The organism is Uliginosibacterium paludis, assembly GCF_039631355.1.
Lineage (GTDB): Bacteria > Pseudomonadota > Gammaproteobacteria > Burkholderiales > Rhodocyclaceae > Uliginosibacterium > Uliginosibacterium paludis.
This window is the reverse complement of sequence record NZ_JBDIVF010000008.1, coordinates 61542-81865: the sequence shown is the minus strand read 5'-3', so window position 1 is coordinate 81865 and position 20324 is coordinate 61542. Positions and strand designations below refer to the sequence as shown.

General features: G+C 64.5%; 18 protein-coding genes. 12 read left to right on the top strand and 6 right to left on the bottom strand.

Annotated elements, in window-relative coordinates:
• Window positions 1-60 precede the first annotated feature (60 nt).
• Window positions 61-1881 (bottom strand): heparinase II/III domain-containing protein, encoded by a 1821-nt coding sequence (locus tag ABDB87_RS16400; protein ID WP_345929031.1) that lies wholly within the window; start codon window positions 1879-1881, stop codon window positions 61-63.
• Between the two features lie 35 nt (window positions 1882-1916).
• Complete coding sequence (apaG, locus tag ABDB87_RS16395; RefSeq protein ID WP_345929030.1) at window positions 1917-2297, bottom strand: Co2+/Mg2+ efflux protein ApaG; 381 nt, start codon at window positions 2295-2297, stop codon at window positions 1917-1919.
• 65 nt (window positions 2298-2362) lie between these two features.
• Between apaG and rpe the strand changes: the two genes are divergently transcribed.
• The 5 genes from rpe (at window position 2363) to ABDB87_RS16370 (ending at window position 7223) form a co-directional block, all read left to right on the top strand.
• The gene (rpe, locus tag ABDB87_RS16390; RefSeq protein WP_345929028.1) at window positions 2363-3070 is read left to right on the top strand and encodes a ribulose-phosphate 3-epimerase; all 708 of its coding nucleotides are present in this window, start codon (window positions 2363-2365) and stop codon (window positions 3068-3070) included.
• The gene (locus ABDB87_RS16385; RefSeq protein WP_345929026.1) at window positions 3067-3573 is read left to right on the top strand and encodes a TonB family protein; all 507 of its coding nucleotides are present in this window, start codon (window positions 3067-3069) and stop codon (window positions 3571-3573) included. The genes rpe and ABDB87_RS16385 overlap by 4 nt, the downstream gene beginning before the upstream one ends.
• 35 nt (window positions 3574-3608) lie before the next feature.
• A complete protein-coding gene (locus tag ABDB87_RS16380; protein ID WP_345929024.1) occupies window positions 3609-4277 on the top strand; it encodes a phosphoglycolate phosphatase in 669 nt (222 codons plus the stop codon).
• Window positions 4278-4467: 190 nt separating this feature from the next.
• On the top strand, window positions 4468-5970 hold the full coding sequence (trpE, locus tag ABDB87_RS16375; protein ID WP_345929174.1) for an anthranilate synthase component I: 1503 nt from the start codon (window positions 4468-4470) through the stop codon (window positions 5968-5970).
• A gap of 95 nt (window positions 5971-6065) precedes the next feature.
• Window positions 6066-7223 (top strand): iron-containing alcohol dehydrogenase, encoded by a 1158-nt coding sequence (locus tag ABDB87_RS16370; RefSeq protein ID WP_345929022.1) that lies wholly within the window; start codon window positions 6066-6068, stop codon window positions 7221-7223.
• Between the two features lie 47 nt (window positions 7224-7270).
• On the opposite strand, the gene ABDB87_RS16365 is transcribed toward ABDB87_RS16370, so the two are convergent.
• Window positions 7271-7687, bottom strand: coding sequence for a PKD domain-containing protein (locus ABDB87_RS16365; protein ID WP_345929020.1), 417 nt, complete (start codon window positions 7685-7687; stop codon window positions 7271-7273).
• 99 nt (window positions 7688-7786) lie between these two features.
• On the opposite strand from ABDB87_RS16365, the gene ABDB87_RS16360 reads away from it, so the two are divergent.
• The 4 genes from ABDB87_RS16360 to trpD all read left to right on the top strand — a co-directional run bounded on the left by ABDB87_RS16360 (window position 7787) and on the right by trpD (window position 10873).
• Window positions 7787-7918 carry a hypothetical protein gene (locus ABDB87_RS16360; protein WP_345929018.1) on the top strand — a complete coding sequence of 44 codons (132 nt, stop codon included), beginning with the start codon at window positions 7787-7789 and terminating at the stop codon, window positions 7916-7918.
• Window positions 7919-8033: 115 nt separating this feature from the next.
• The gene (locus ABDB87_RS16355; protein ID WP_345929016.1) at window positions 8034-8597 is read left to right on the top strand and encodes an aminodeoxychorismate/anthranilate synthase component II; all 564 of its coding nucleotides are present in this window, start codon (window positions 8034-8036) and stop codon (window positions 8595-8597) included.
• A gap of 36 nt (window positions 8598-8633) precedes the next feature.
• Window positions 8634-9851 carry a cation:proton antiporter gene (locus ABDB87_RS16350; RefSeq protein WP_345929014.1) on the top strand — a complete coding sequence of 406 codons (1218 nt, stop codon included), beginning with the start codon at window positions 8634-8636 and terminating at the stop codon, window positions 9849-9851.
• Window positions 9848-10873, top strand: coding sequence for an anthranilate phosphoribosyltransferase (trpD, locus tag ABDB87_RS16345; protein WP_345929012.1), 1026 nt, complete (start codon window positions 9848-9850; stop codon window positions 10871-10873). The genes ABDB87_RS16350 and trpD overlap by 4 nt, the downstream gene beginning before the upstream one ends.
• A 43-nt stretch (window positions 10874-10916) precedes the next feature.
• Here the strand turns inward: trpD and ABDB87_RS16340 are convergent, their stop codons facing one another.
• Window positions 10917-11705 (bottom strand): hypothetical protein, encoded by a 789-nt coding sequence (locus ABDB87_RS16340; protein WP_345929010.1) that lies wholly within the window; start codon window positions 11703-11705, stop codon window positions 10917-10919.
• Between the two features lie 117 nt (window positions 11706-11822).
• Here ABDB87_RS16340 and trpC point away from each other — a divergent pair, with 117 nt between their 5' ends.
• Complete coding sequence (trpC, locus tag ABDB87_RS16335) at window positions 11823-12653, top strand: indole-3-glycerol phosphate synthase TrpC (RefSeq protein WP_345929007.1); 831 nt, start codon at window positions 11823-11825, stop codon at window positions 12651-12653.
• A gap of 67 nt (window positions 12654-12720) precedes the next feature.
• Here trpC and ABDB87_RS16330 read toward each other — a convergent pair whose 3' ends face one another.
• Window positions 12721-13353 carry a response regulator transcription factor gene (locus ABDB87_RS16330; protein ID WP_345929005.1) on the bottom strand — a complete coding sequence of 211 codons (633 nt, stop codon included), beginning with the start codon at window positions 13351-13353 and terminating at the stop codon, window positions 12721-12723.
• Window positions 13340-15418, bottom strand: coding sequence for a PAS domain-containing sensor histidine kinase (locus ABDB87_RS16325; RefSeq protein ID WP_345929003.1), 2079 nt, complete (start codon window positions 15416-15418; stop codon window positions 13340-13342). Before ABDB87_RS16325 ends, ABDB87_RS16330 begins: the two co-directional genes overlap by 14 nt.
• Before the next feature lie 506 nt (window positions 15419-15924).
• Here ABDB87_RS16325 and aceE point away from each other — a divergent pair.
• Together aceE and aceF are read left to right on the top strand one after the other, a co-directional pair.
• Entirely contained in the window at window positions 15925-18597 is a 2673-nt protein-coding gene (gene aceE / locus ABDB87_RS16320) for a pyruvate dehydrogenase (acetyl-transferring), homodimeric type (protein WP_345929001.1), read from the top strand.
• Window positions 18598-18677: 80 nt separating this feature from the next.
• Window positions 18678-20318 carry a dihydrolipoyllysine-residue acetyltransferase gene (gene aceF / locus ABDB87_RS16315; RefSeq protein ID WP_345928999.1) on the top strand — a complete coding sequence of 547 codons (1641 nt, stop codon included), beginning with the start codon at window positions 18678-18680 and terminating at the stop codon, window positions 20316-20318.
• Window positions 20319-20324 lie beyond the last annotated feature (6 nt).

Below are 20324 nucleotides of genomic sequence, written 5' to 3'. Positions count from 1 at the left end.
GATAGGCAAGTCCGGCCTTGCCGTCAGATTCGCCTGGCCCGTCGTGCGGGCCGCGCAGGCTCAGTCGGATGAAAAGCGGACGCTCAGCTGCCACTGACCGGACGCGTCGGCCCGGCCGCGCGCGACGAGCTGGCGATTGCCCGGGTTGGGGCTGTCCCACTCGGCGCGGGGCATCGACGCATCCAGAACTTCCAGCTCGACGGGCGAGCCGGCAAAGCGCAGATGCAGCGTCTTGCCGCCCTTGCGCAGCAGGGCTTCGCTGCCGGCGAGCGTGATGTCGGCGTCCGTCATCATTGCCCAGCGGATCGTGCTGCCGGGCCGGGCGCCGGAGAGCTGGTCCGTGAGCTGCACGCGGCGGCCTTCCACGCGGGCGCTGCGGGTGGCACGGCGGAGCTGGCCGGGCAGGAAGACCGGCGTCAGGTCGATCCGCGCCTCGTCTTGGCCCGCCATCTCCAGCGTCGCCATGCCTTGCGCGTCATGCAGGGTGCCGTCGAGGGTGAGCGTGTTGTGGGCATCGCTGCCGAGGCGGAACACACGCCAGCGGGGCGAGCCCTGCTTCATGTTCCAGAGATCGATGCCGCGGCTCTCCAGTGAGTTGTAGTCCTGCATGCCGAGGTCTTTTGCCCAGCGCACGCCATCGAGGTCCAGCACGAAGGCGCCGGCGTCCATGTGCGCGTGATTGTGGCCGGCGCCACCGCCCTTGATTGCGAAGTAGAGCGCGTCCGGATCATTCCACGCCGAGCGCCAGATGGCGACGGGTTGCGGGCCTTGACCCGAGAAATGCAGTGCGGCCGGTTGCGTGCTGCCGGGGGCGGGCCACCAGAGTGCCGCCAGCGGCGCGAAGCGATCACTCAGGCCCTGGCCCTTGCGGATCATCTCGCGCCGGGCCGCGATCAGGTCCGGGCTCTGCAGTTCGCGGGCCAGCAGGAAAAGTGGCGGCGCCAGTTCCGCGCCCTCGCCGCCGTCGGCAAAGTTGAAGCTCTTGCCGCTGGGGCCGAGTGACTGCGCCATGAAGTTCGCACTCTGCTTCAGGCCTGGTGCATCCATCAGGCCCCAGTCGGCGCCGAGGCTGCTGCGCAGCGCGGCGATCAGCAGCATTTCGTAGGCGGTGCCGTAGGACCAGTAGCCGGGGCCTTCCGGATAGACACCGTCCGGCCGGTAGGCGTCCAGCGCGATGAAAGCGTCTTTCCGTGCGGCGGCGAGCAGGTCGCGTGCGAGTGCGGGCTCGTCTTCGGCTACTGCCAGGGCGCCCAGCACCATGCCGCCGATGCAGACCTGGCCCCAGTTGTTGGTCAGCGTGAAGGTTTTGTGGCCGTGCCGGGCCTGGGCAATGCCCTTGTCCACGATGGCGCGGCGGAGCGTCGCGCGGTCCTGTGGCGGAAGCGCCTGGAAGAGCCAGTCATAGCTCAGCGCGAGCCCGGCGGTCATTTCGGCCACGTCGAGATAATGGGCCGGATTCCAGTCGCTGAAGGCTGCCACATTCAGCATTTCGCGCCGGGCACGGTCCGCGAACTGCGGTTCAAGGGTTATCCGGTAGGCAAAGCTCCAGAGCAGGCTGCGCCGGATGAATTCGCGCGAGACACCCAGGAGGCGCTTGCCTTCGAGCTGGCGCTTGAGCGGCGGCAGGGCGAGATCCTTGCGGGCGCGGGCGAGGAGTTGCACGACCAGCCGGTCCAGGTCGGCGTCCTGGCTGCGCCGAAGGGCCAGCGCCTGCCAGTCGGCGTCAAGTGCGATGAGGCGCGGATGGGCGGGCAGCCCGGCTTCGTCGCTGTGCGGCGCGGCCGGCCCTTGCGCTTGCGGCGTCAGACTCGAACAGGCCGCGAGCAGGCAGAACGTGGCGAGGGTGGCGATGGCCAGCGTGGCAGGGCGGGGCAGGCGCATGTGAGCTCCAGACGGGGCGCCCGATGCGCCCGGGTTCAGTGCAGCGTGCGGGGGCCCACGAGGAAGAACTCGGGGATCTCCGCATCGAATTCGGTGCCGTCTTCGGTGACGAAGCGATAGCTGCCTCGCATGCTGCCAAACGCCGTGCTGAGCGGGCAGCCGCTGGTGTAGCGATAGCTCTCGCCCGGGCCGAGCAGGGGCTTTTCGCCGACCACGCCTTCACCCTGGACTTCCTCGGTGTTGCCATGGGCGTCCGAGATGATCCAGTGCCGGCTGATCAGGCGTGCCGGCACCGTGCCTTCGTTGCGGATGGTGATGTGGTAGGCAAAGGTGAAGCGCGGCTCGGCCGGGTCGGATTGCTCCGGCAGGTACTGGGGCTGGGCTTCGACATGGATGCGCGGAATGGGCGGATTCATTTTTTTGCTGGCTTCGAGTCGGGGGCGACTGGGATAATAACGCTTTGCCCCCGCCTGAGTTCAACATGTCTGACACGTCCTTCATCCTCGCCCCCAGCCTGCTTTCCGCCAACTTCGCGCGCCTTGGTGACGAAGTGGAAAAGGTCATTGCCTCGGGTGCCGACTGGCTGCATTTCGACGTGATGGACAATCACTACGTGCCCAACCTGACCATTGGCCCGCTGGTCTGCGAGGCGATCCGGCCCTGCACTGCAGCGCCGATCGATGTGCATCTGATGGTGGAGCCGGTGGATGCGCTGGTGCCGATGTTCGCCAAGGCCGGTGCCAACATCATCACCTTCCACCCCGAAGCCTCGCGCCATGTCGATCGCACGCTGCAGCTGATCCGTGATCACGGCTGTCAGGCCGGCCTGGTGTTCAACCCGGCCACGCCGCTGGACTGGCTCGATCACGTCATGGACAAGATCGATCTGATCATGCTGATGTCGGTGAACCCGGGTTTCGGTGGCCAGAGTTTCATTCCTTCCATCCTGCCCAAGGCCCGTGCCGCACGTGCGAAGCTCGACGCCTGGAAGCGCGAGTCCGGCCGCCGCATCCGCCTTGAAATCGATGGCGGCGTGAAACCCGCCAACATTGCCGAGATCGCCGCGGCAGGGGTCGATACCTTCGTGGCGGGTTCCGCCGTTTTCGGAGCCGGCCGCGACAGCGATCCGAACCGTTATGACACGGTGATTCGCTCGATGCGCGAGGCACTGGCGGGGGTCACACGATGAACGGACGCAGTCTCTGGCTGAGTGCCGGCACGATCCTGCTGGCGGGAGGCTGTGCCTATTTCCAGCCCTTGCCGGAAGAGGGCGAGGGGCCGGTGCGGCGGCCCGCCGCGACGGCCAGGACGACGCCTGCGCCGGCCGCGTCCGAGCCAGCCGAGACGCTGGATCCGCGTTTCGTGCGCCCCAGCTTCACCGTGCTCGAGTACCACGAGGCCGCCTCCGGCGCAGACATCGTGCGGGCGATTTCGGACCGCGTCCGGCGCAATATCCGGCTGCCTCGCGGCAGCAAGTTTCCGCCGCATGCGGAAGTCACCATCGAGACGATGCTCTCGCCGCGCGGCTACGTCATGTCGCCCCGGGTGGCGCGCAGCAGCGGCTACAAGGCGCTGGACCAGGCGGTGATGGATGCGCTGCGGCGCGCCCAGCCGCTGCCGGTCACGCCGGCCATGCGCGAGAAGGACGCCTCCGAGCTGCTCAGGCTCCGCTTCCGCCCGGCGCAGAAGTAAAGCCGTCCGGCAAGATTCAACAGGATGACTGCAGCATGAAAACCTTTTCTCCGCGGGCGATTTTTTTCGATCTGGATGGCACGCTGGTCGATTCCGTTCCCGATCTGGCGGAAGCCGCCCGTCGCATGCTTGCCGAGCTGGGCGAGCCCACGCGCACCGACGAGGAAGTCGCCACCTTCGTGGGCAAGGGCATTCCGACCATGGTCGAGCGGGCGCTCAGCGTTGGCCGTTCGCCGGTGTCGGCGGAACGCCTCGCGCAAGGCGTGGCCGCCTTCATGCGTCATTACGAGGACACCAACGGCAAGCTGACCCGCGCTTATCCCGGTGTGGCGGAAACACTGCCGCGCTTGCGCGAGCGCGGGCTGAAGCTGGGCGTGGTCACCAACAAGGCCGAGGCCTTCATTGCTCCGCTGCTTGAAGAACTCGGCCTGGCGGCTTATTTCGACTGCTTCATCGGTGGCGACACGCTGGCGAAGAAGAAGCCCGATCCGGAGCCGCTGTGGCATGGCTGCGAGCTGCTGGGCGTGACGCGGGAGGCCGCGCTGATGGTCGGGGACTCCGGCAATGATGCGCTCTGCGCTCGCCGCGCCGGCATTCCGGTACTGCTCATGACCTACGGTTACAACGAGGGCGTGGCCGTGGACAGCGAAGATTGCGACGGGTTACTATCGTCGCTCACCGGGCTCCTGCCACTTCTGGCCTGAGCGCCGGCCCAACGGAATTCCCTCATCTTGACTTTCGACACCCTGTTTCTCGCAGAGGAGACCTTCCCGATTTGCGTCGCCGCAGCCTGGCTTCGCAACGGGCGTTCGTGGCGCGCACTCTGATGCAGCGTTGCGGGCCGGCTCACGCAGCCGGTCAGGTTCTTCCCGAAGTGCAGAAACCGGAGTGATGATGACCGAACAGGAATTCCTGGTGCTTGCCGCCCAGGGCTACAACCGCATACCCCTCACGGTCGAGACCTTTGCCGATCTCGACACGCCGCTCTCCATCTACCTGAAGCTCGCCAACGAGGCCAATACCTACCTGCTCGAGTCGGTGCAGGGCGGTGAGCGCTTCGGGCGCTACTCGATCATCGGCCTGCGCGCCGCCACCAGGATCGAGGTGCGCGGCCGCAGCGTGCTGCTGCTTTCCAACGACCGCATCGTCGAGCGGCGTGATTACGGTGATCCGCTCGCTTATGTCGGCGAATACATGCAGCGCATCAAGGTACCCGGCAAGTTCAGCCTGCCGCGCTATTGTGGTGGTCTGGTCGGCTGTTTCGGCTATGACACCGTGCGCTACATCGAGCCCAAGCTGGCAGCACATCAAGCGAAGGATGAAATCGGCGCGCCCGACATCATCCTGCTGCTGTCCGAAGAGATCGCGATCGTCGACAACCTCTCCGGCAAGCTGACCCTGGTGGTCTATGCCGAGCCGGAAGTGCCGGGCGCCTACAAGCGTGCGCAGAAACGCCTGGCCGAACTCGTGGCGAGGCTGCGCGAGCCGGTTGCGATTCCGGCTGACACCCGTGTCGAGCCGCAAGCCGCGGTGTCGAGCTTTGGCGAGGAGGCCTTCAAGGCCGCCGTGCGTCGCGCCAAGGATTACATCGTGGAGGGCGACATCATGCAGGTGGTGCTCTCGCAGCGCATGAGCAAGCCGTTTGCGGCGAGCCCGCTGGCGCTCTACCGCAGCCTGCGGGCGCTGAACCCTTCGCCCTACATGTTCTATTTCAATTTCGAGGATTTCCAGGTCGTCGGCTCCTCGCCGGAGATCCTGGTCAAGCTCGAAAACGAAGGCGACGCGCAACGCGTGACGGTGCGCCCGATTGCCGGCACCCGCAAGCGCGGCGCCACGCAGGAGGAAGATCTCGCGCTCGAGCGCGATCTGCTCGCCGATCGCAAGGAGCTGGCCGAGCACCTGCAGTTGCTGGATCTTGGCCGCAATGACGTGGGTCGTGTGGCTGCGACCGGTACGGTCAAGGTCACCGAGCAGTTCACCATCGAGCGTTATTCGCACGTCATGCACATCGTGTCGAACGTCGAAGGCACGCTGCCGGCCGACCAGGATCGCCGCGCCGCCGCGCTGGCCGTGCTGCGCGCCACCTTCCCGGCCGGCACGGTGAGCGGCGCACCGAAGGTGCGGGCGATGCAGATCATCGATGAGCTGGAGCCCGTCAAGCGTGGCATCTACGCCGGCGCCTGCGGCTACATCGGCTTCGATGGCGACGTGGATGTGGCGATTGCGATCCGCACCGCGGTGATTGCCAACGGCAAACTGCATGTGCAGGCCGGCGCCGGCATCGTCGCGGATTCCGATCCCGATGCCGAATGGCAGGAAACGCTCAACAAGGCGCGTGCGGTGATCCGCGCGGCCGAGATTGCCGAAACCGGTCTCGATACGAAACTGGAAGGCTGATGCGGGCGGGCGCCGGAGCGGGCCCGCATGCATCCGGACGGCGACCGGCAGCATGCGGTCGTCATGACTGATCCGAATCACGAAGGAGCATTGCCATGCAGAACTTCAGCTATTTCAACCCGACCCGGATTCTCTTCGGCAAGGGGCAGATCGCGGCGATTGCCGCACGGATTCCGGCCGGCAGCAAAGTGCTGATCACGTATGGCGGCGGCAGCATTTTCCGCAATGGCATTCACGCCCAGGTGGTGCAGGCCCTGCAGGGTTTCGAGTTTCTCGAGTTCGGCGGCATCGAGCCGAATCCGCGCTATGAAACCCTGATGCGTGCGGTGGAGCTGGTGCGTCGCGAGCAGGTCGATTTCATCCTGGCCGTGGGCGGCGGTTCGGTGGCTGATGGCAGCAAGTTCATCGCCGCGGCAGCGAAGTTCGACGGCGAACCCTGGGACATCCTTGCCAAGCGTGCGACGGTGAACGCCGCGCTGCCGCTGGGTGTGGTGCTGACCCTGCCGGCCACCGGGTCGGAGTCGAACACCTTCGCGGTGATTTCGCGCGAATCCACCGGCGAAAAGCTGGGCTTCGGCAGCGAGCATTGCTATCCGGTGTTTGCCGTGCTGGATCCGGAAGCCACCTTCAGCCTGCCGCCTCGCCAGGTGGCCAATGGCATCGTGGATGCCTTCGTGCATACGATGGAGCAGTACCTGACCTATCCGGCCGACGCGCCGCTGCAGGACCGCTTTGCCGAAGGCATCCTGCATACGCTGATCGGGCAGGGGCCGCTGGCGCTCGCCCGTCCGGATGACTACACCGTGCGCGCCAACATCATGTGGTCGGCCACGATGGCGCTCAACGGCCTGATCGGCTGCGGCGTGCCGCAGGACTGGGCGACCCACATGATCGGTCATGAAATCACAGCGGAATACGGGCTGGACCATGCCCAGACGCTCGCGGTGGTGTTGCCCGGCGTGCTGCGAAGCCAGCGCGAGATGAAGCGCGAGAAGCTGCTGCAGTATGCAGAACGGATATGGGGAATTTCGGCAGGCAGCGACGCGGAACGGATCGAAGCGGCGATTGCGCGGACCGAAGCCTTCTTCGAGTCACTCGGTGTCGGAACCCGGCTGTCCGCTTATGAGGTGGCGGCTGCCGAGGCGCCGGTGAAGATCAGTGCGCGGCTGCGTGCGCATGGCTTCCTGAAGCTGGGCGAGCATGGCCGTGTGACGCCCGAGGTGGTGGAGTCCATTCTCGCCGAAAGGGTTTGAGTGTGGCCGGAAAGCCCTTTTCGAGGGGCTTTCCGGCAGACCGGCAATCAGTTGGTGATGGTGATTTCCTGGTCGCGGCTGTTGCTCTTGCCGCTCCTGGTTTTCGCGGTGACCTGGAATTTCGCGGTGCCCGAGGCGAGCGGCACGAAGGTGATGGTGGAGGTGTAGTTATCCTGTTTGGCCGTGAAGGGAATCGTGGTGCCGGCGGTCTGCGTCCATTCGAAGCTGACCTGATCCGCAGGAATGTCGCCGGTGGTCACGGCCTCGGCCTTCAGCGTGGCAGTCTGGCCGACCTTGACGTCCTTGTTGCCGGTGATGCTGGCCACGGTGATCGAGTCGCCCAGGATGCCTTCGTCGCCGGAGTCGCCGCCACCGCCGCCGCAGGCGCTGAGCAGGACCGCCACGGACAGGGCCGCTGCGCTACTCAGGAGGGTGCGGCGGGCAAGGATGGAATGAGTGTTCATGACTGTTCTCCCGGTTTGCGTTGAGTGACGATCTCTGAAGCTGATCGTTGAAGCGAGTCTAGGGAGTCGGCAGGCGTGTCGATGTCGGAAGGAACCGAGATGCGTGTAGGACGAATGGAGAGTAGGGGGCCGGACATCCGGGGTGATGCGGATGTCATCATCCGGATGGCGGATGCGCCGCTGGCAGGCGGCGTCCGCAACGCCTGGCGCAAGCCGGCAATCGAGGCCTGATGCGCGTTCCCCGGCGCGCGACCCGAGCACATGGGGATTTCCGGCTGAAGTGGCTGAGCGCCTGACGCCCGCCCGGCCGGCTGAAACAAGATCGAAGAATGCCCTGGAGAATGACATGCTGCTGATGATCGACAACTACGACAGTTTTACCTACAACCTCGTGCAGTATTTCGGCGAGCTGGGGGCCGACGTGCGCGTCTTCCGCAATGACGCGATCAGCCTCGAGCAGATGGAGGCGCTTGCGCCGGAAAAAATCGTGATTTCGCCCGGACCCTGTTCGCCCGCGGAGGCCGGTATTTCGGTGGCGGCCATCCGTCATTTCGCCGGCAAGCTGCCGATCCTCGGCGTGTGTCTGGGGCACCAGAGTATCGGTGCGGCTTTCGGCGGCCGGATCATCCACGCCAAGCAACTCATGCATGGCAAGACCTCGCCGATCCGGCATGCCGATGTCGGCATCTTCCGCGGCCTGCCGCAGCCTTTCACCGCGACGCGCTACCACTCGCTCGCGATCGAGCGCGAGAGCTGCCCCGACTGTCTGGAGGTGACGGCCTGGACCGACGACGGCGAAATCATGGGCGTGCGCCACAAGACCCTGCCGATCGAGGGCGTGCAGTTCCATCCGGAATCGATCATGACCGAAGGTGGCCATCATCTGCTGCGCAACTTTCTTGAATCCTGATCGGGGCGCGGCCGTGACACGCCCGGAGCATGCGTCATGACTCAGGCCTGGGCCATGGTGGCGATCAGCCTGATCGTGCTGGTGGCGTACCTCTTCGACTTTCTCGGGCGCTTCATCCGGGTGCCGGCCGTCGTTCTGCTGCTTTTCTCCGGGCTGGCCCTGCGACTGGTGTCCGACACCCTGGGCTGGCAGCCGGCCTTGCCGGCCGACCTGCTGCCGGTGCTGGGAACCTTCGGTCTCATCCTGATCGTGCTTGAAGGCGCGCTGGATCTGCGGCTGACGCGTCAGGCCACGCCGCTGATCCTGCGCAGCAGCGCCTGCGCGGTGCTGGGCATCCTGCTGGTGGCGGCTGCGCTGACCGGCCTGTTTTCGCTCTGGTTCGCCGCGCCGCTGCAGGCCGTGATGGCGCATGCCATGCCGCTGGCGGTGATCAGCTCCGCGGTGGCGATTCCCGCAGCCGCGGCGCTGGTGCCGCGGCTGCGGGAATTCGTGGTCTATGAAAGCTCGATTTCCGACATCGTCGGGGTGGTGCTGTTCTATGCCGTAATCGGTGAAGTCGGCCCGCTGGGGAGCATGCTGCTGCGGCTCGCCGGTGAGGTGGGCTTGTCCATTCTGGTGGGGCTGGTGGCAGGTCTGCTGATCTACTGGCTGATCCAGCGCATCGAGCATCATGTGCGGGTGCTGCCGATGATTTTCGGCATCACGCTGCTCTACGGCCTGGGCAAGATCCTGCATCTGGCGCCGCTGATCATGGTCCTGCTGGTCGGGCTCCTGCTCAACAACAGCCAGTTGCTGGGGTCGCGTCTCAAAAGCAGCCCGAGCTACGAGCGGGATCTGGACGCTTTCAAGCATCTGACCGCGGAATTCACCTTTGCTGTACGCAGTTTTTTCTTCGTCCTGCTCGGCTTCGCGACCGCCCCGGCGGACCTGCTGGCGCCTTCCGCCTGGCTGCTGGCGGTGCTGATCGTGGCACTCTGCGTGATCCTGCGCTGGCCGGTGCTGCGCCTGGTGGCTGGAGAAAAGGCCGAGCCCCTGATCTGGTTTGCGCCGCGCGGCCTGATCACCGTGCTGCTTTTCCTGAGCATTCCGCCTGCACTGGGCATTGCCGGATTCCCCGGCGCTGCGCTGATGCTGGTGATCCTGATGTGGGCGCTGCTGCTGACCCGGGGCGTGATGCGCATCCGTCCCGAATCCGGCGAAGGCCTTACTGAACCCGTTCCTGCCCATCCGACCCAATTTCCGGAGCAAACATGACACCGCAAGAAGCCCTGCAACGCGTGATCGAACACCGCGAGATCTTTCATGACGAGATGGTGGATCTGATGCGCCAGATCATGTCGGGCCAGGTCTCTGCGCCCCTGATCGCCGCCATCATCATCGGCCTGCGCGTGAAGAAGGAAAGCATCGGCGAAATCGCCGCCGCGGCAACCGTGATGCGCGAACTTGCCAGCCGCGTGCCGCTTGCCTGTGATACGGCCGGGCTGGTCGATACCTGCGGCACCGGCGGCGACGGCGCCCATACCTTCAATATCTCGACTTCGGCGATGTTCGTGGCCGCAGCCGCCGGCGCCCGCGTGGCCAAGCATGGCGGGCGCTCGGTGTCCTCACAGTCGGGCTCGGCGGATGTGCTCGAGTCACTGGGGGCCAATCTGTCGCTCACGCCTGAGCAGGTCGGTCGCTGCATTGATGATGTCGGCGTGGGCTTCATGTTCGCGCCGAACTATCACAGCGCGATGAAGCATGCTGCCCCGGTCCGCCGGGAGCTGGGCGTGCGTACCCTCTTCAACATTCTCGGGCCGCTGACCAATCCGGCCGGTGCGGCGAATCAGGTCATGGGCGTGTTTCATCCCGATCTGGTCGGCATCCAGGTGCGTGTGCTGCAACAACTGGGCTCGCGCAATGTGCTGACGGTGCACGGCATGGAAGGGCTGGACGAAATCTCGATTTCAGCCCCCACGCTGATCGGCGAGCTGCGTCACGGCGAAGTGCGCGAATACCGCATCACGCCCGAGGACGTCGGGCTGCCCCTGCATGCGTCGTCTTCGATCCGCGCCACCAGCGTGGAGGAGTCGAAGGCCATCCTGCTCGGCGCGCTGGAGGGCAGGATTGCGGCTGCGCGGGACATCGTGGCTTTCAATGCCGGCGCCAGCCTCTATGCAGCGGCCGTGACCGATTCGCTGGCGGGGGGCGTCGAGCTTGCGCTGGACACCATCGCCAGCGGTGCCGCGCGGCGCAAGCTGGACGACTTCATCGCCTTCTCGCGCGACGCGGGCTGAGCAGGGCAAACCGGCCAGGCTTCCCGCGCTGGCCGGCGCTGACCTATTTCCTGGCGTGTGCCTTGCTGCTTGAGGCGGCTTTCTTGTGCGCCGTGCCGCTCGCGGCTTTCTTCGGACTGCTCTTGGCAGGCGCTGCGGCCTTTTTCGTGCTCGACGCACTGCGCGCGCTGTGGTTCGTGCCGCGTTTGGCGGTCGCATGCTTCTTCTTGCCGGCCGACTCTTTCTTGACCTGCGCGGCTTTCAGGCGGGCGAGCTCGCCATCGACCGGGCAGCCGTCGAGCTGTCGCGCGGACCAGCCGATTTCGGGGTTGCCGTGGTCCAGCGCCTCGCGCAGCCCGGCGACCAGACCCGGCTTGGGCATCGGGATGACCGGCGCTTCGGTGTAGTCGATCTCGTTGATGACCCAGTGACGCTTGTGCAGCAGCATGTGCAGCGTACTCGAGCGCTCGAAGGCATGGCCATCCGCGCCGTCGTACTCGAAGCGCGCGCTGATCGTGGCGCGCTCGCCCTTCACGCTGGCCTTGCCCAGGGTGAAGCGGGCCGGCCGTTCTTCGGCTCCCGAGTAGAGGTCGCCATGCGCGAAGGGCGGTACTTCGCCCGGCCTGGCTTCCAGATAGGCATCGTTGTAGCGGCGAGCGGCGCCGAGCACACAGACCAGCTCGGGCCCGAGGTATTGGGAAAAATCCGCCAGCTCGAGGCCGCCCGGGGCGCCCATGGTTTCGCTGGCAAGGCGCGCGGCGTAGAAAGCCTGCGCCGCATCCTCGGGGGTGCTGGCCAGCGCCAGCGCGGGCAGACAGCCCAGCCCGAGGAGGAAAAGGGGAAGGAATCGCATGCGGGCACTCCAGGTTGAAGAGGCGTGATTCTAAACCGGGCCGGCGGCGATGAACCGGCGCGCCGGCTTTGCGGCTAACATAGGACCCCCTTCGTCTTGCCCGGGTTCCCGCAACCGATGTCCGATATCCTGCAAAAAATCCTCTCGACCAAGCATCAGGAAATTGAAGCCGCGCTGAGTGTGCGCTCGCGCGAAGACATCGTGGAGGAGGCTCGCGAAGCGCCACCCGTGCGGGATTTTGCCGGCGCCATCCGGGCCAGGATCGCTGCGGGCCAGGCGGGCGTGATTGCCGAGGTCAAGCGCGCGAGCCCTTCCAAAGGCATCATCCGGCCGGATTTCCAGCCAGCGGCGATCGCCCGGTCCTACGAGAAGGGGGGCGCAGCCTGTCTGTCAGTCCTGACGGATGAGCAGTATTTCCAGGGCTCGGCCGATTTCCTGCGCGAGGCGCGCGAGGCCTGCAGCCTGCCGGTGCTGCGCAAGGATTTCATTGTCGACCCCTATCAGGTCTTCGAAGCCCGTGCGATGGGGGCGGATGCGATCCTGCTGATCGTGGCGGCTTTCCTGCCGCCGGACGGCGTGGTGACTGCGGCCACCGGACGGGTTGCCGTGATGCAGATGCTGGAGCTGGAGCAGCTGGCGCACGACCTCGGCATGTCGGTTCTGGTCGAGGTGCACAGCGCCGAAGAGCTGGATCTGGCCCTGCAGCTCACGACGCCCTTGCTGGGCATCAACAATCGCAACCTGCGCACTTTCGACGTGACGCTGGAAACAACTTTTTCGCAGCTCGCACGGATTCCTGAAGGCCGGATCGTGGTCACCGAAAGCGGCATCTTTACGCCGCAGGATGTGGCAGCCATGCGTAGCCGTGGCGTGCACGCCTTCCTGATCGGGGAGGCTTTCATGCGCGCCCCTGAGCCCGGCGAGGAGCTGGCCAGGCTGTTTGCCTGAGGCTGTCCGGCAGAAACGAAAAGGCCTGATCCGTGGATCAGGCCTTTTTCATGGATCGCGAGAGCGCTCAGTCGTGCTTGACCGCCATCACGTGCTGAACGAGTTCGGCGAGTGAATTGACGCCCATCTTTTCCATCACCCGTGCGCGGTGGACTTCCACCGTCTTGATGCTGATGCCGAGATCGTCTGCAATCTGCTTGTTGAGCCGCCCGGCCACGATGAGCTCCAGCACTTCCTTCTCGCGCGGCGTGAGGCCGTCGATGCGGCGCTGGGCGTCCGCCTCCAGCACGCGGCTGTCGTGGTGCTTGCGGTCTTCGTCGAGCGCTCGGTGGATCAGATTCACCATGTCCTGGTCGTTGAAAGGCTTCTCGATGAAGTCGACCGCGCCGTTCTTGAGCGCCGAGACGGCCATCGGCACGTCGCCGTGACCGGTGATGAAAATGATCGGCAGCGTGGAATGCATGCCGGCGAGTTTTTCCTGCAGTTCCAGCCCGCTCATGCCGGGCATCCGGATGTCGAGGACGAGGCAGCCGCTCATGCGTGGCGACCAGGCGGACAGGAAGGCTTCGGCAGAGTCGAAGGCCTGGGCCTTGATGCCGGTCGAGTCGAGCAGCCAGAGCAGGGAGTCGCGCAGGGCTTCGTCGTCATCAACGATGTAGACGAGTTGTTCGACGGCTGGTGCTGCATTAATTGTTGTCATGGTCGGATTCAAGCTTGTTCTCCAGTGCCAGCGTGAAACGGAAGATGCATCCCCCTTCGGGGTTGGCGTCCACCCAGAGGCGCCCCTTGTGGAATTCGATGATGGATCGGCAGATGTTCAGGCCCATCCCCATCCCCTCTTTTTTCGTTGTAAAGAAAGGCGAGAATAGTTCGTCCAGATGTTCCGCGCTGATTCCACTGCCCCGGTCGGTGACGGATACCTCGATGCTGTTGTGTTTTTCGCACGCATCGATATGGATGACCCGTTCGTCCAGGGGTTTGTCCTGCATGGCCTCTGCGGCGTTCTTGACGAGGTTCATCAGCACCTGTTCGATCATGATGCGGTCAGCCAGAACGGGTGGCAGATCGTCGGGAAGATGGGTGACGATCCGGGTGCCGAGCCGGCGGGCTTCGATTTCCGCAATGCCAAGGGCCTCTTCGGTGACCTGGCTTAGACTGATGATGCTGCGCCGGGGTTCGCTCTTGCGTACGAATTCGCGGATGCGGCGCACGATGTTGCCGGCGCGGTTGGCCTGCACGCTGGCTTTTTCCATGGCGCCGACGATATCTTCGAGCCTGAACTGGCCGCTCTTGAGCCGGTTCACGCAACCCATGCTGTAGTTCGAGATGGCCGAGAGCGGCTGGTTGAGTTCATGGGCGAGGGTCGAGGCCATTTCGCCCATGGTGATCAGGCGCGAGGTGCGGGCAAGCCGTTCTTCCTGCTCCCGATTGAGTTCTTCCGCGCGCTTGAGGGCGGTGATGTCGGTGGCTACCACCAGACGGACAATGCGGCCGTCCACCCAGCGCAGGGCGCGCTCACGGATGTGAAACCACTGCGCGGTGACCGGGTGCTGGAGCTCCCCGTCGAAGAGTTCCCGCGGAACGTCTGCGCTGCGCAGCCTGCGCGGGTCGACCGGGTAGTCCCCCAGCTCGCGCTCCGGAATCGCGTCACGCGAGGTCGTGCCGGCACGCAGGTGCTGGCTGTCGTAGGCGCGGTTGGAGTAGAGCAGGTCGCCGCTGGCGGCTTCCGCGACGTACACCGCCGCGTCCAGCCCGTCGAGCACGGTGGTGATCCGTTCGTTGGCGGCCTGGAGCTCGGCGCGTGCACGGCGTTGCTCGGTAATGTCGGTCATCGCGATCATCCAGCCGGTCTGCTCGCCCTGGCTGTTGACCAGGGGCGAGACGTGCTGGCGCACATCCATCGGCCGCCCGTCCCGGCGACGCACGGCCAGCTCCACGCCCTCGGTCTTTGCGCCGTGGACCATGTTCTCGCGCATGCGCTGCCAGTTTTCCTCGCGCTCGTTTTCATCCCAGAACACATAGGGCGGCATCTGGCCGATGAGCTCGGCGCCGCCCCAGCCGACAAGCTCCGAGAAAGCCTTGTTGACGTACAGGATGCGGCCATCGGGCGACACGGCCTGCAGCCCGGTCAGGACCGAATCCTCCATCGCCTTGCGGAAATCGGAGTCTGCTCTCAGGGTTTCTTCGCGTGACTTGCGGTTGGTGATGTCGTGCGCCACCGCATAGATCCGCTTTTCCTCGACGCGAGGGGTGGCACTCCAGCTGAGCCAGCGCCAGCTGCCGTCACCGCATCGGCAGCGAGCTTCGAACTGCGCCGGGCGGCCCTGGCCGAGTTCGGCAAGACTCTGGCGCACCGCTCCCGCATCGTCGGGGTGAACGATTTCGGGCAGGGAGACGCCTTCGGTGAGCGCGTCAGGTTTGCGACCGAGGATGTTCAGCACCGCAGGATTGATCCGCTCGAACAGCCCGGCCGGATTCATGGTGCAGAAGATATCGAGCGACAGGGTGAAGAACAGGTCGCGTTCTTCCTCGATGCGCCCCGCGCGCTGCCGCTGCTGCTTGGCGATGATGAGGCCCCAGCCGGCGATCGTGATCAGCGCGATGATGAACAGGCGCAGGCGGTCGGAGTCGCCCGGCGCGTTGCTGCCGCCCGTTGCCAGCCATGCGACAGCCGGGGCAACAATCAGCAGCAGCACCGAAAGCGCTGACGAAAATGACTTCGGCCAGCGCACGGCGAGCCGGCGGGATTCGTCCTTGGTACCCATTCTTGATCCGCAGGGAGGTTGTGCCCGCCATTATCGCGCATGCAGCGCCAGGGGGAGGGCGCTCAAGTGCCCGGAAAAACGGACAGCGGGGCATCCGGTCCATGCTGATGACATTTGGCGTCCACGCTCACGGCAAGTTTTCATTCAGCCCCGAAAAGGTGCCGACCCTTGATTACGCTCAGGAAAGATGATGACGAATAAATACTTGTGCGCTGCAACACGATGATTATTCAAGTTTTTTTATAGGGCCTGAACCAAATTTGATGGGGCTTTGACATTGCACCGGGCTGGGGCTTCTTTTATATTGCCCGATCGAAGAATCCTGCGTGTGCTTGTCTGTACGGGCGTTTCGAGGGTATCCGGGTTTGTCCCTGTGTCATCTCTGCCACCTTCAGCACTCTCCTCATGCTTCGGTTTGTGCGTGATTCGCGCAGGCTTCAAATAAAACGGCTGCCCGGAGTGCTTCCTGCCGGGCTGCTTCATCGACCCCTGGTTAGGAGAGAAACATGGCAGTAGTGCCGCACGTTCTTCTGCAATCCGACGCGGATCAGCAGGAGACCCTGGAATGGTTGGACGCCCTTGATGCCGTGGTCAAGAATGAAGGTCCGGAGCGCGCGCGCTACCTGATCGAACGTCTGATCGAAGATCTGCGCGATTCCGGCGTGGTGCTGCCCTACAGTGCCAACACCCTCTACCAGAACACCATTCCGACTGCGGACCAGCCGAACTATCCGGGCGACCCCGAAATCGAACTGCGTATCCAGGCCTACCTGCGCTGGAATGCCATCGCCATGGTCGTGCGTGCCAACAAGCACACCAACGTCGGCGGCCACATCGCCTCCTACGCTTCGTCCGCCACGCTGTATGACGTTGGCTTCAACTGGTTCTGGAAGGCGCCGACGGCCGACAAGGAAGGCGATCTGATCTACTTCCAGGGGCACTCGATTCCCGGCATCTATGCCCGTGCCTTCCTGCTTGGTCGCCTGACCGAAGAGCAGCTCGACAACTTCCGTCAGGAAGCTGGCGGCAAGGGCCTGTCGTCCTATCCGCACCCCTGGCTGATGCCGGATTTCTGGCAGTTCCCGACCGTGTCGATGGGGCTCGGGCCCCTGCAGGCCATCTATCAGGCCCGCTTCATGAAGTATCTGCAGGACCGTGGCATCCAGAACAACGAAGGCCGCAAGGTCTGGGCCTTCCTGGGCGACGGCGAGATGGACGAAGTCGAGTCCCGCGGCGCGCTGGGTCTGGCCTCGCGCGAGAAGCTCGACAACCTGATCTTCGTGATCAACTGCAACCTGCAGCGTCTGGACGGCCCGGTGCGTGGCAACGGCAAGATCGTGCAGGAGCTGGAATCCGAGTTCCGCGGTGCCGGCTGGAATGTTGTCAAGCTGATGTGGGGCTCCAACTGGGATGCCCTGTTCGAGCGCGACAAGAAGGGGCTGCTCAAGCAGCGCATGCTTGAAGTGGTCGATGGTGAATACCAGACTTACAAGTCGAAGAACGGCGCCTGGGTGCGCGAGCACTTCTTCAACACGCCGGAACTCAAGGAACTCGTCGCCGACTGGACCGACGACGATATCTGGAAGCTCAATCGTGGCGGCCACGACATGTTCAAGGTCTTCGCGGCCTACAAGGCCGCTGTCGAGACCAAGGGCCAGCCGACGCTGATCCTGGCGCACACCGTCAAGGGTTTCGGCATGGGTGAGTCGGGCGAAGCCCAGAACACCAGCCACCAGCAGAAGAAGATGTCGCTGGATTCGCTGCGCGCTTTCCGCGACCGTTTCCACATTCCGGTGTCGGACGACCAGCTCGAGTCGATGCCTTTCATCAAGTTCGAGGAGGGCTCGCCCGAACTGAACTACATGCGTGCCCGTCGTCAGGAGCTCGGTGGCTATCTGCCGGCACGCCGTCGCAAGGCTGCCAAACTGGATGTGCCGGCACTGACCGCTTTCGACGCCCAACTCAAGGCTTCCGGCGAAGGGCGTGAATTCTCGACCACGATGGCCATCGTGCGCATGTTCAACACCATCCTGAAGGACAAGGCGATCGGCAAGAACGTCGTGCCGATCGTGGTGGACGAGTCGCGTACCTTCGGTATGGAAGGCATGTTCCGCCAGTACGGCATCTGGAACCAGGAAGGTCAGAAATACATTCCGCAAGACCATGACCAGCTCATGTTCTACAAGGAATCGAAGGACGGCCAGGTCATGCAGGACGGCATCAACGAAGCCGGCGCCATGGCCGACTGGATCGCCTCCGCCACCGCCTACTCGGCGCATGGCGTGCAGATGATTCCGTTCTACATCTTCTATTCGATGTTCGGCCTGCAACGCACGATGGATCTGTGCTGGGCTGCCGGCGACTCGCGCGCCCGCGGTTTCCTGATCGGTGGTACCGCCGGCCGCACCACGCTGAACGGCGAAGGCCTGCAGCACGAAGACGGTCACAGTCATGTGCTGGCTCACACCATCCCGAACTGCGTGAGCTATGACCCGACCTTCTCCTACGAAGTCGCGGTGATCTTCCAGGACGGCCTGCGCCGCATGTATGCCGAGCAGGAAGATGTGTACTACTACATCACGGTGATGAACGAAAACTACGAGCATCCGGCCATGCCGGAAGGCTCGGAAGCCGACATCATCAAGGGCCTGTACAAGTTCCGTGACGGCGCCAAGAGCAAGGGCCCGCGCGTTCAGCTGATGGGTTCCGGCACGATCTTCCGCGAGGTGATCGCTGCGGCCGAGCTGCTGCGTGCCGACTGGGGTATCGAGTCCGACATCTGGGGTGCGCCGAGCTTCAACGAGCTGGCACGCGACGGGCAGTCCGCCGCCCGCTGGAACATGCTGCACCCGCTCGAAGAGCGTCGTGTGTCGCATGTCGAAGCCAAGCTCAAGGGCTCCGAGGGCCCGGTGGTGGTGGCGACCGACTACATCCGTCTCTACGCCGAGCAGATCCGTCCGTACGTGCCGAACAAGTTCGTGGTGCTGGGAACCGATGGTTTCGGTCGTTCCGACACCCGTGAGGCACTGCGCGACCACTTCGAGGTGGATCGCCGCTGGGTGACTGTGGCCGCTCTGGCTGCACTGGCCGAAGAAGGCAAGATCGAACGTGCGAAGGTGGCGGAAGCCATCGCCAAGTACGGCATCGACGCCAACAAGCCGAACCCGCTGTTTGCCTGATGAATCAGTGAAGGCCGGGCAGGGGAGGACCGCATGACGCGGCTCCCCGCTTGCAGGCCGGCCTTCTCACGGAGAAAACAATGAGCCAACTCATCGAAGTCAAAGTCCCCGATATCGGCGATTTCAAGGATGTCCCGGTCATCGAGGTGTCCGTCAAGCCGGGTGACAGCGTCAAGATCGACGATCCGCTGCTGACCCTGGAGTCCGACAAGGCCACCATGGAAGTGCCGTCTTCGGCCGCCGGCGTGGTCAAGGAAGTCCGCGTCAAGGTGGGTGACCGTGTCGGCGAAGGCGCAGTCGTGGTCGTCCTGGAGGCCGCTGGGGAAGCCGCCGCGCCCGCTCCGGCCGCTGCTGCACCGGCACCGGCACCGGCGCCTGCCGCAGCACCGGCCCCCGCTGCTGCACCGGCTGCGCCCGCAGCCGTGGGCAAGATCGAACTGAAGGTGCCTGATATCGGCGACTTCAAGGATGTACCGGTCATCGAAGTGTTCATCAAGGTGGGCGACACCATTGCGCTGGACGCTCCGGTGGCCACGCTCGAATCCGACAAGGCCACCATGGAAGTGCCGGCGGTTGCCGCAGGCGTGGTCGAGGAAGTGCTCGTCAAGGTGGGTGACCGTGTTGCCGAAGGCGCCGTGCTGGCGATCCTCGAAGGTGCTGCCGCAGCGGGTTCTGCGCCTGCTGCCGCCTCCGCACCGGCGCCTGCTGCTGCAGCGCCGGCTCCGGTCGCTGCTCCGGCGCCCGCCGCTGCTCCTGTTGCTGCGGCTTCGGCCGTGGCGGCGACCGCATCGGCCGCCATGTCGCATGCCAGCCCGGGCGTGCGTCGCTTTGCACGCGAACTGGGTGTCGATATCACCAAGGTCGCTGCCACCGGTCCCAAGGGGCGCATCCTCAAGGAAGACGTCCAGAACTACATCAAGGGCGTGATTGCCCAGGTGGCTTCCGGCGCCGTGGCAGCGGCGCCCGCCGCCGGTGCAGGCGTAGGCGGTATCAACCTGTTGCCTTGGCCGAAGGTCGACTTCAGCAAGTTCGGCGCTGTCGAAACCCAGCCGCTGTCGCGCATCAAGAAGATCTCCGGTGCCAACCTGCATCGCAACTGGGTGGTTATCCCGCACGTCACCAACCATGATGATGCTGACATTACCGAACTGGAAGCCTTCCGCGTGCAGATGAACAAGGAGCTGGAAAAGTCCGGCACCAAGCTCACCATGCTGGCCTTCATGATCAAGGCTGCGGTGGCTGCGCTGAAGAAGTTCCCCGAGTTCAATGCTTCGCTCGATGGCGACAACCTGGTGCTGAAGAAATACTTCCACATCGGTTTCGCTGCAGATACGCCGAATGGCCTCGTCGTGCCGGTCATCAAGGATGCCGACAAGAAGGGTGTCATCGAGATTGCCAAGGAAATGGGCGATCTGGCCAAGCTGGCTCGCGACGGCAAGCTCAAGCCTGACCAGATGCAGGGCGGCTGCTTCTCGATCAGCTCGCTGGGTGGCATCGGCGGCGTGTATTTCACGCCGATCATCAATGCACCGGAAGTCGCGATCATGGGCGTGTGCAAGTCGCAGATCCGCCCGGTCTGGGACGGCAAGCAGTTCGCCCCGCGCCTGATGCTGCCGCTGTCGCTGTCCTGGGATCACCGCGTGATCGACGGCGCTGCCGCGGCCCGCTTCAATGCCTACTTTGCCGGCGTGCTGCAGGATTTCCGCCGCGTGCTGCTCTGAGGCGAG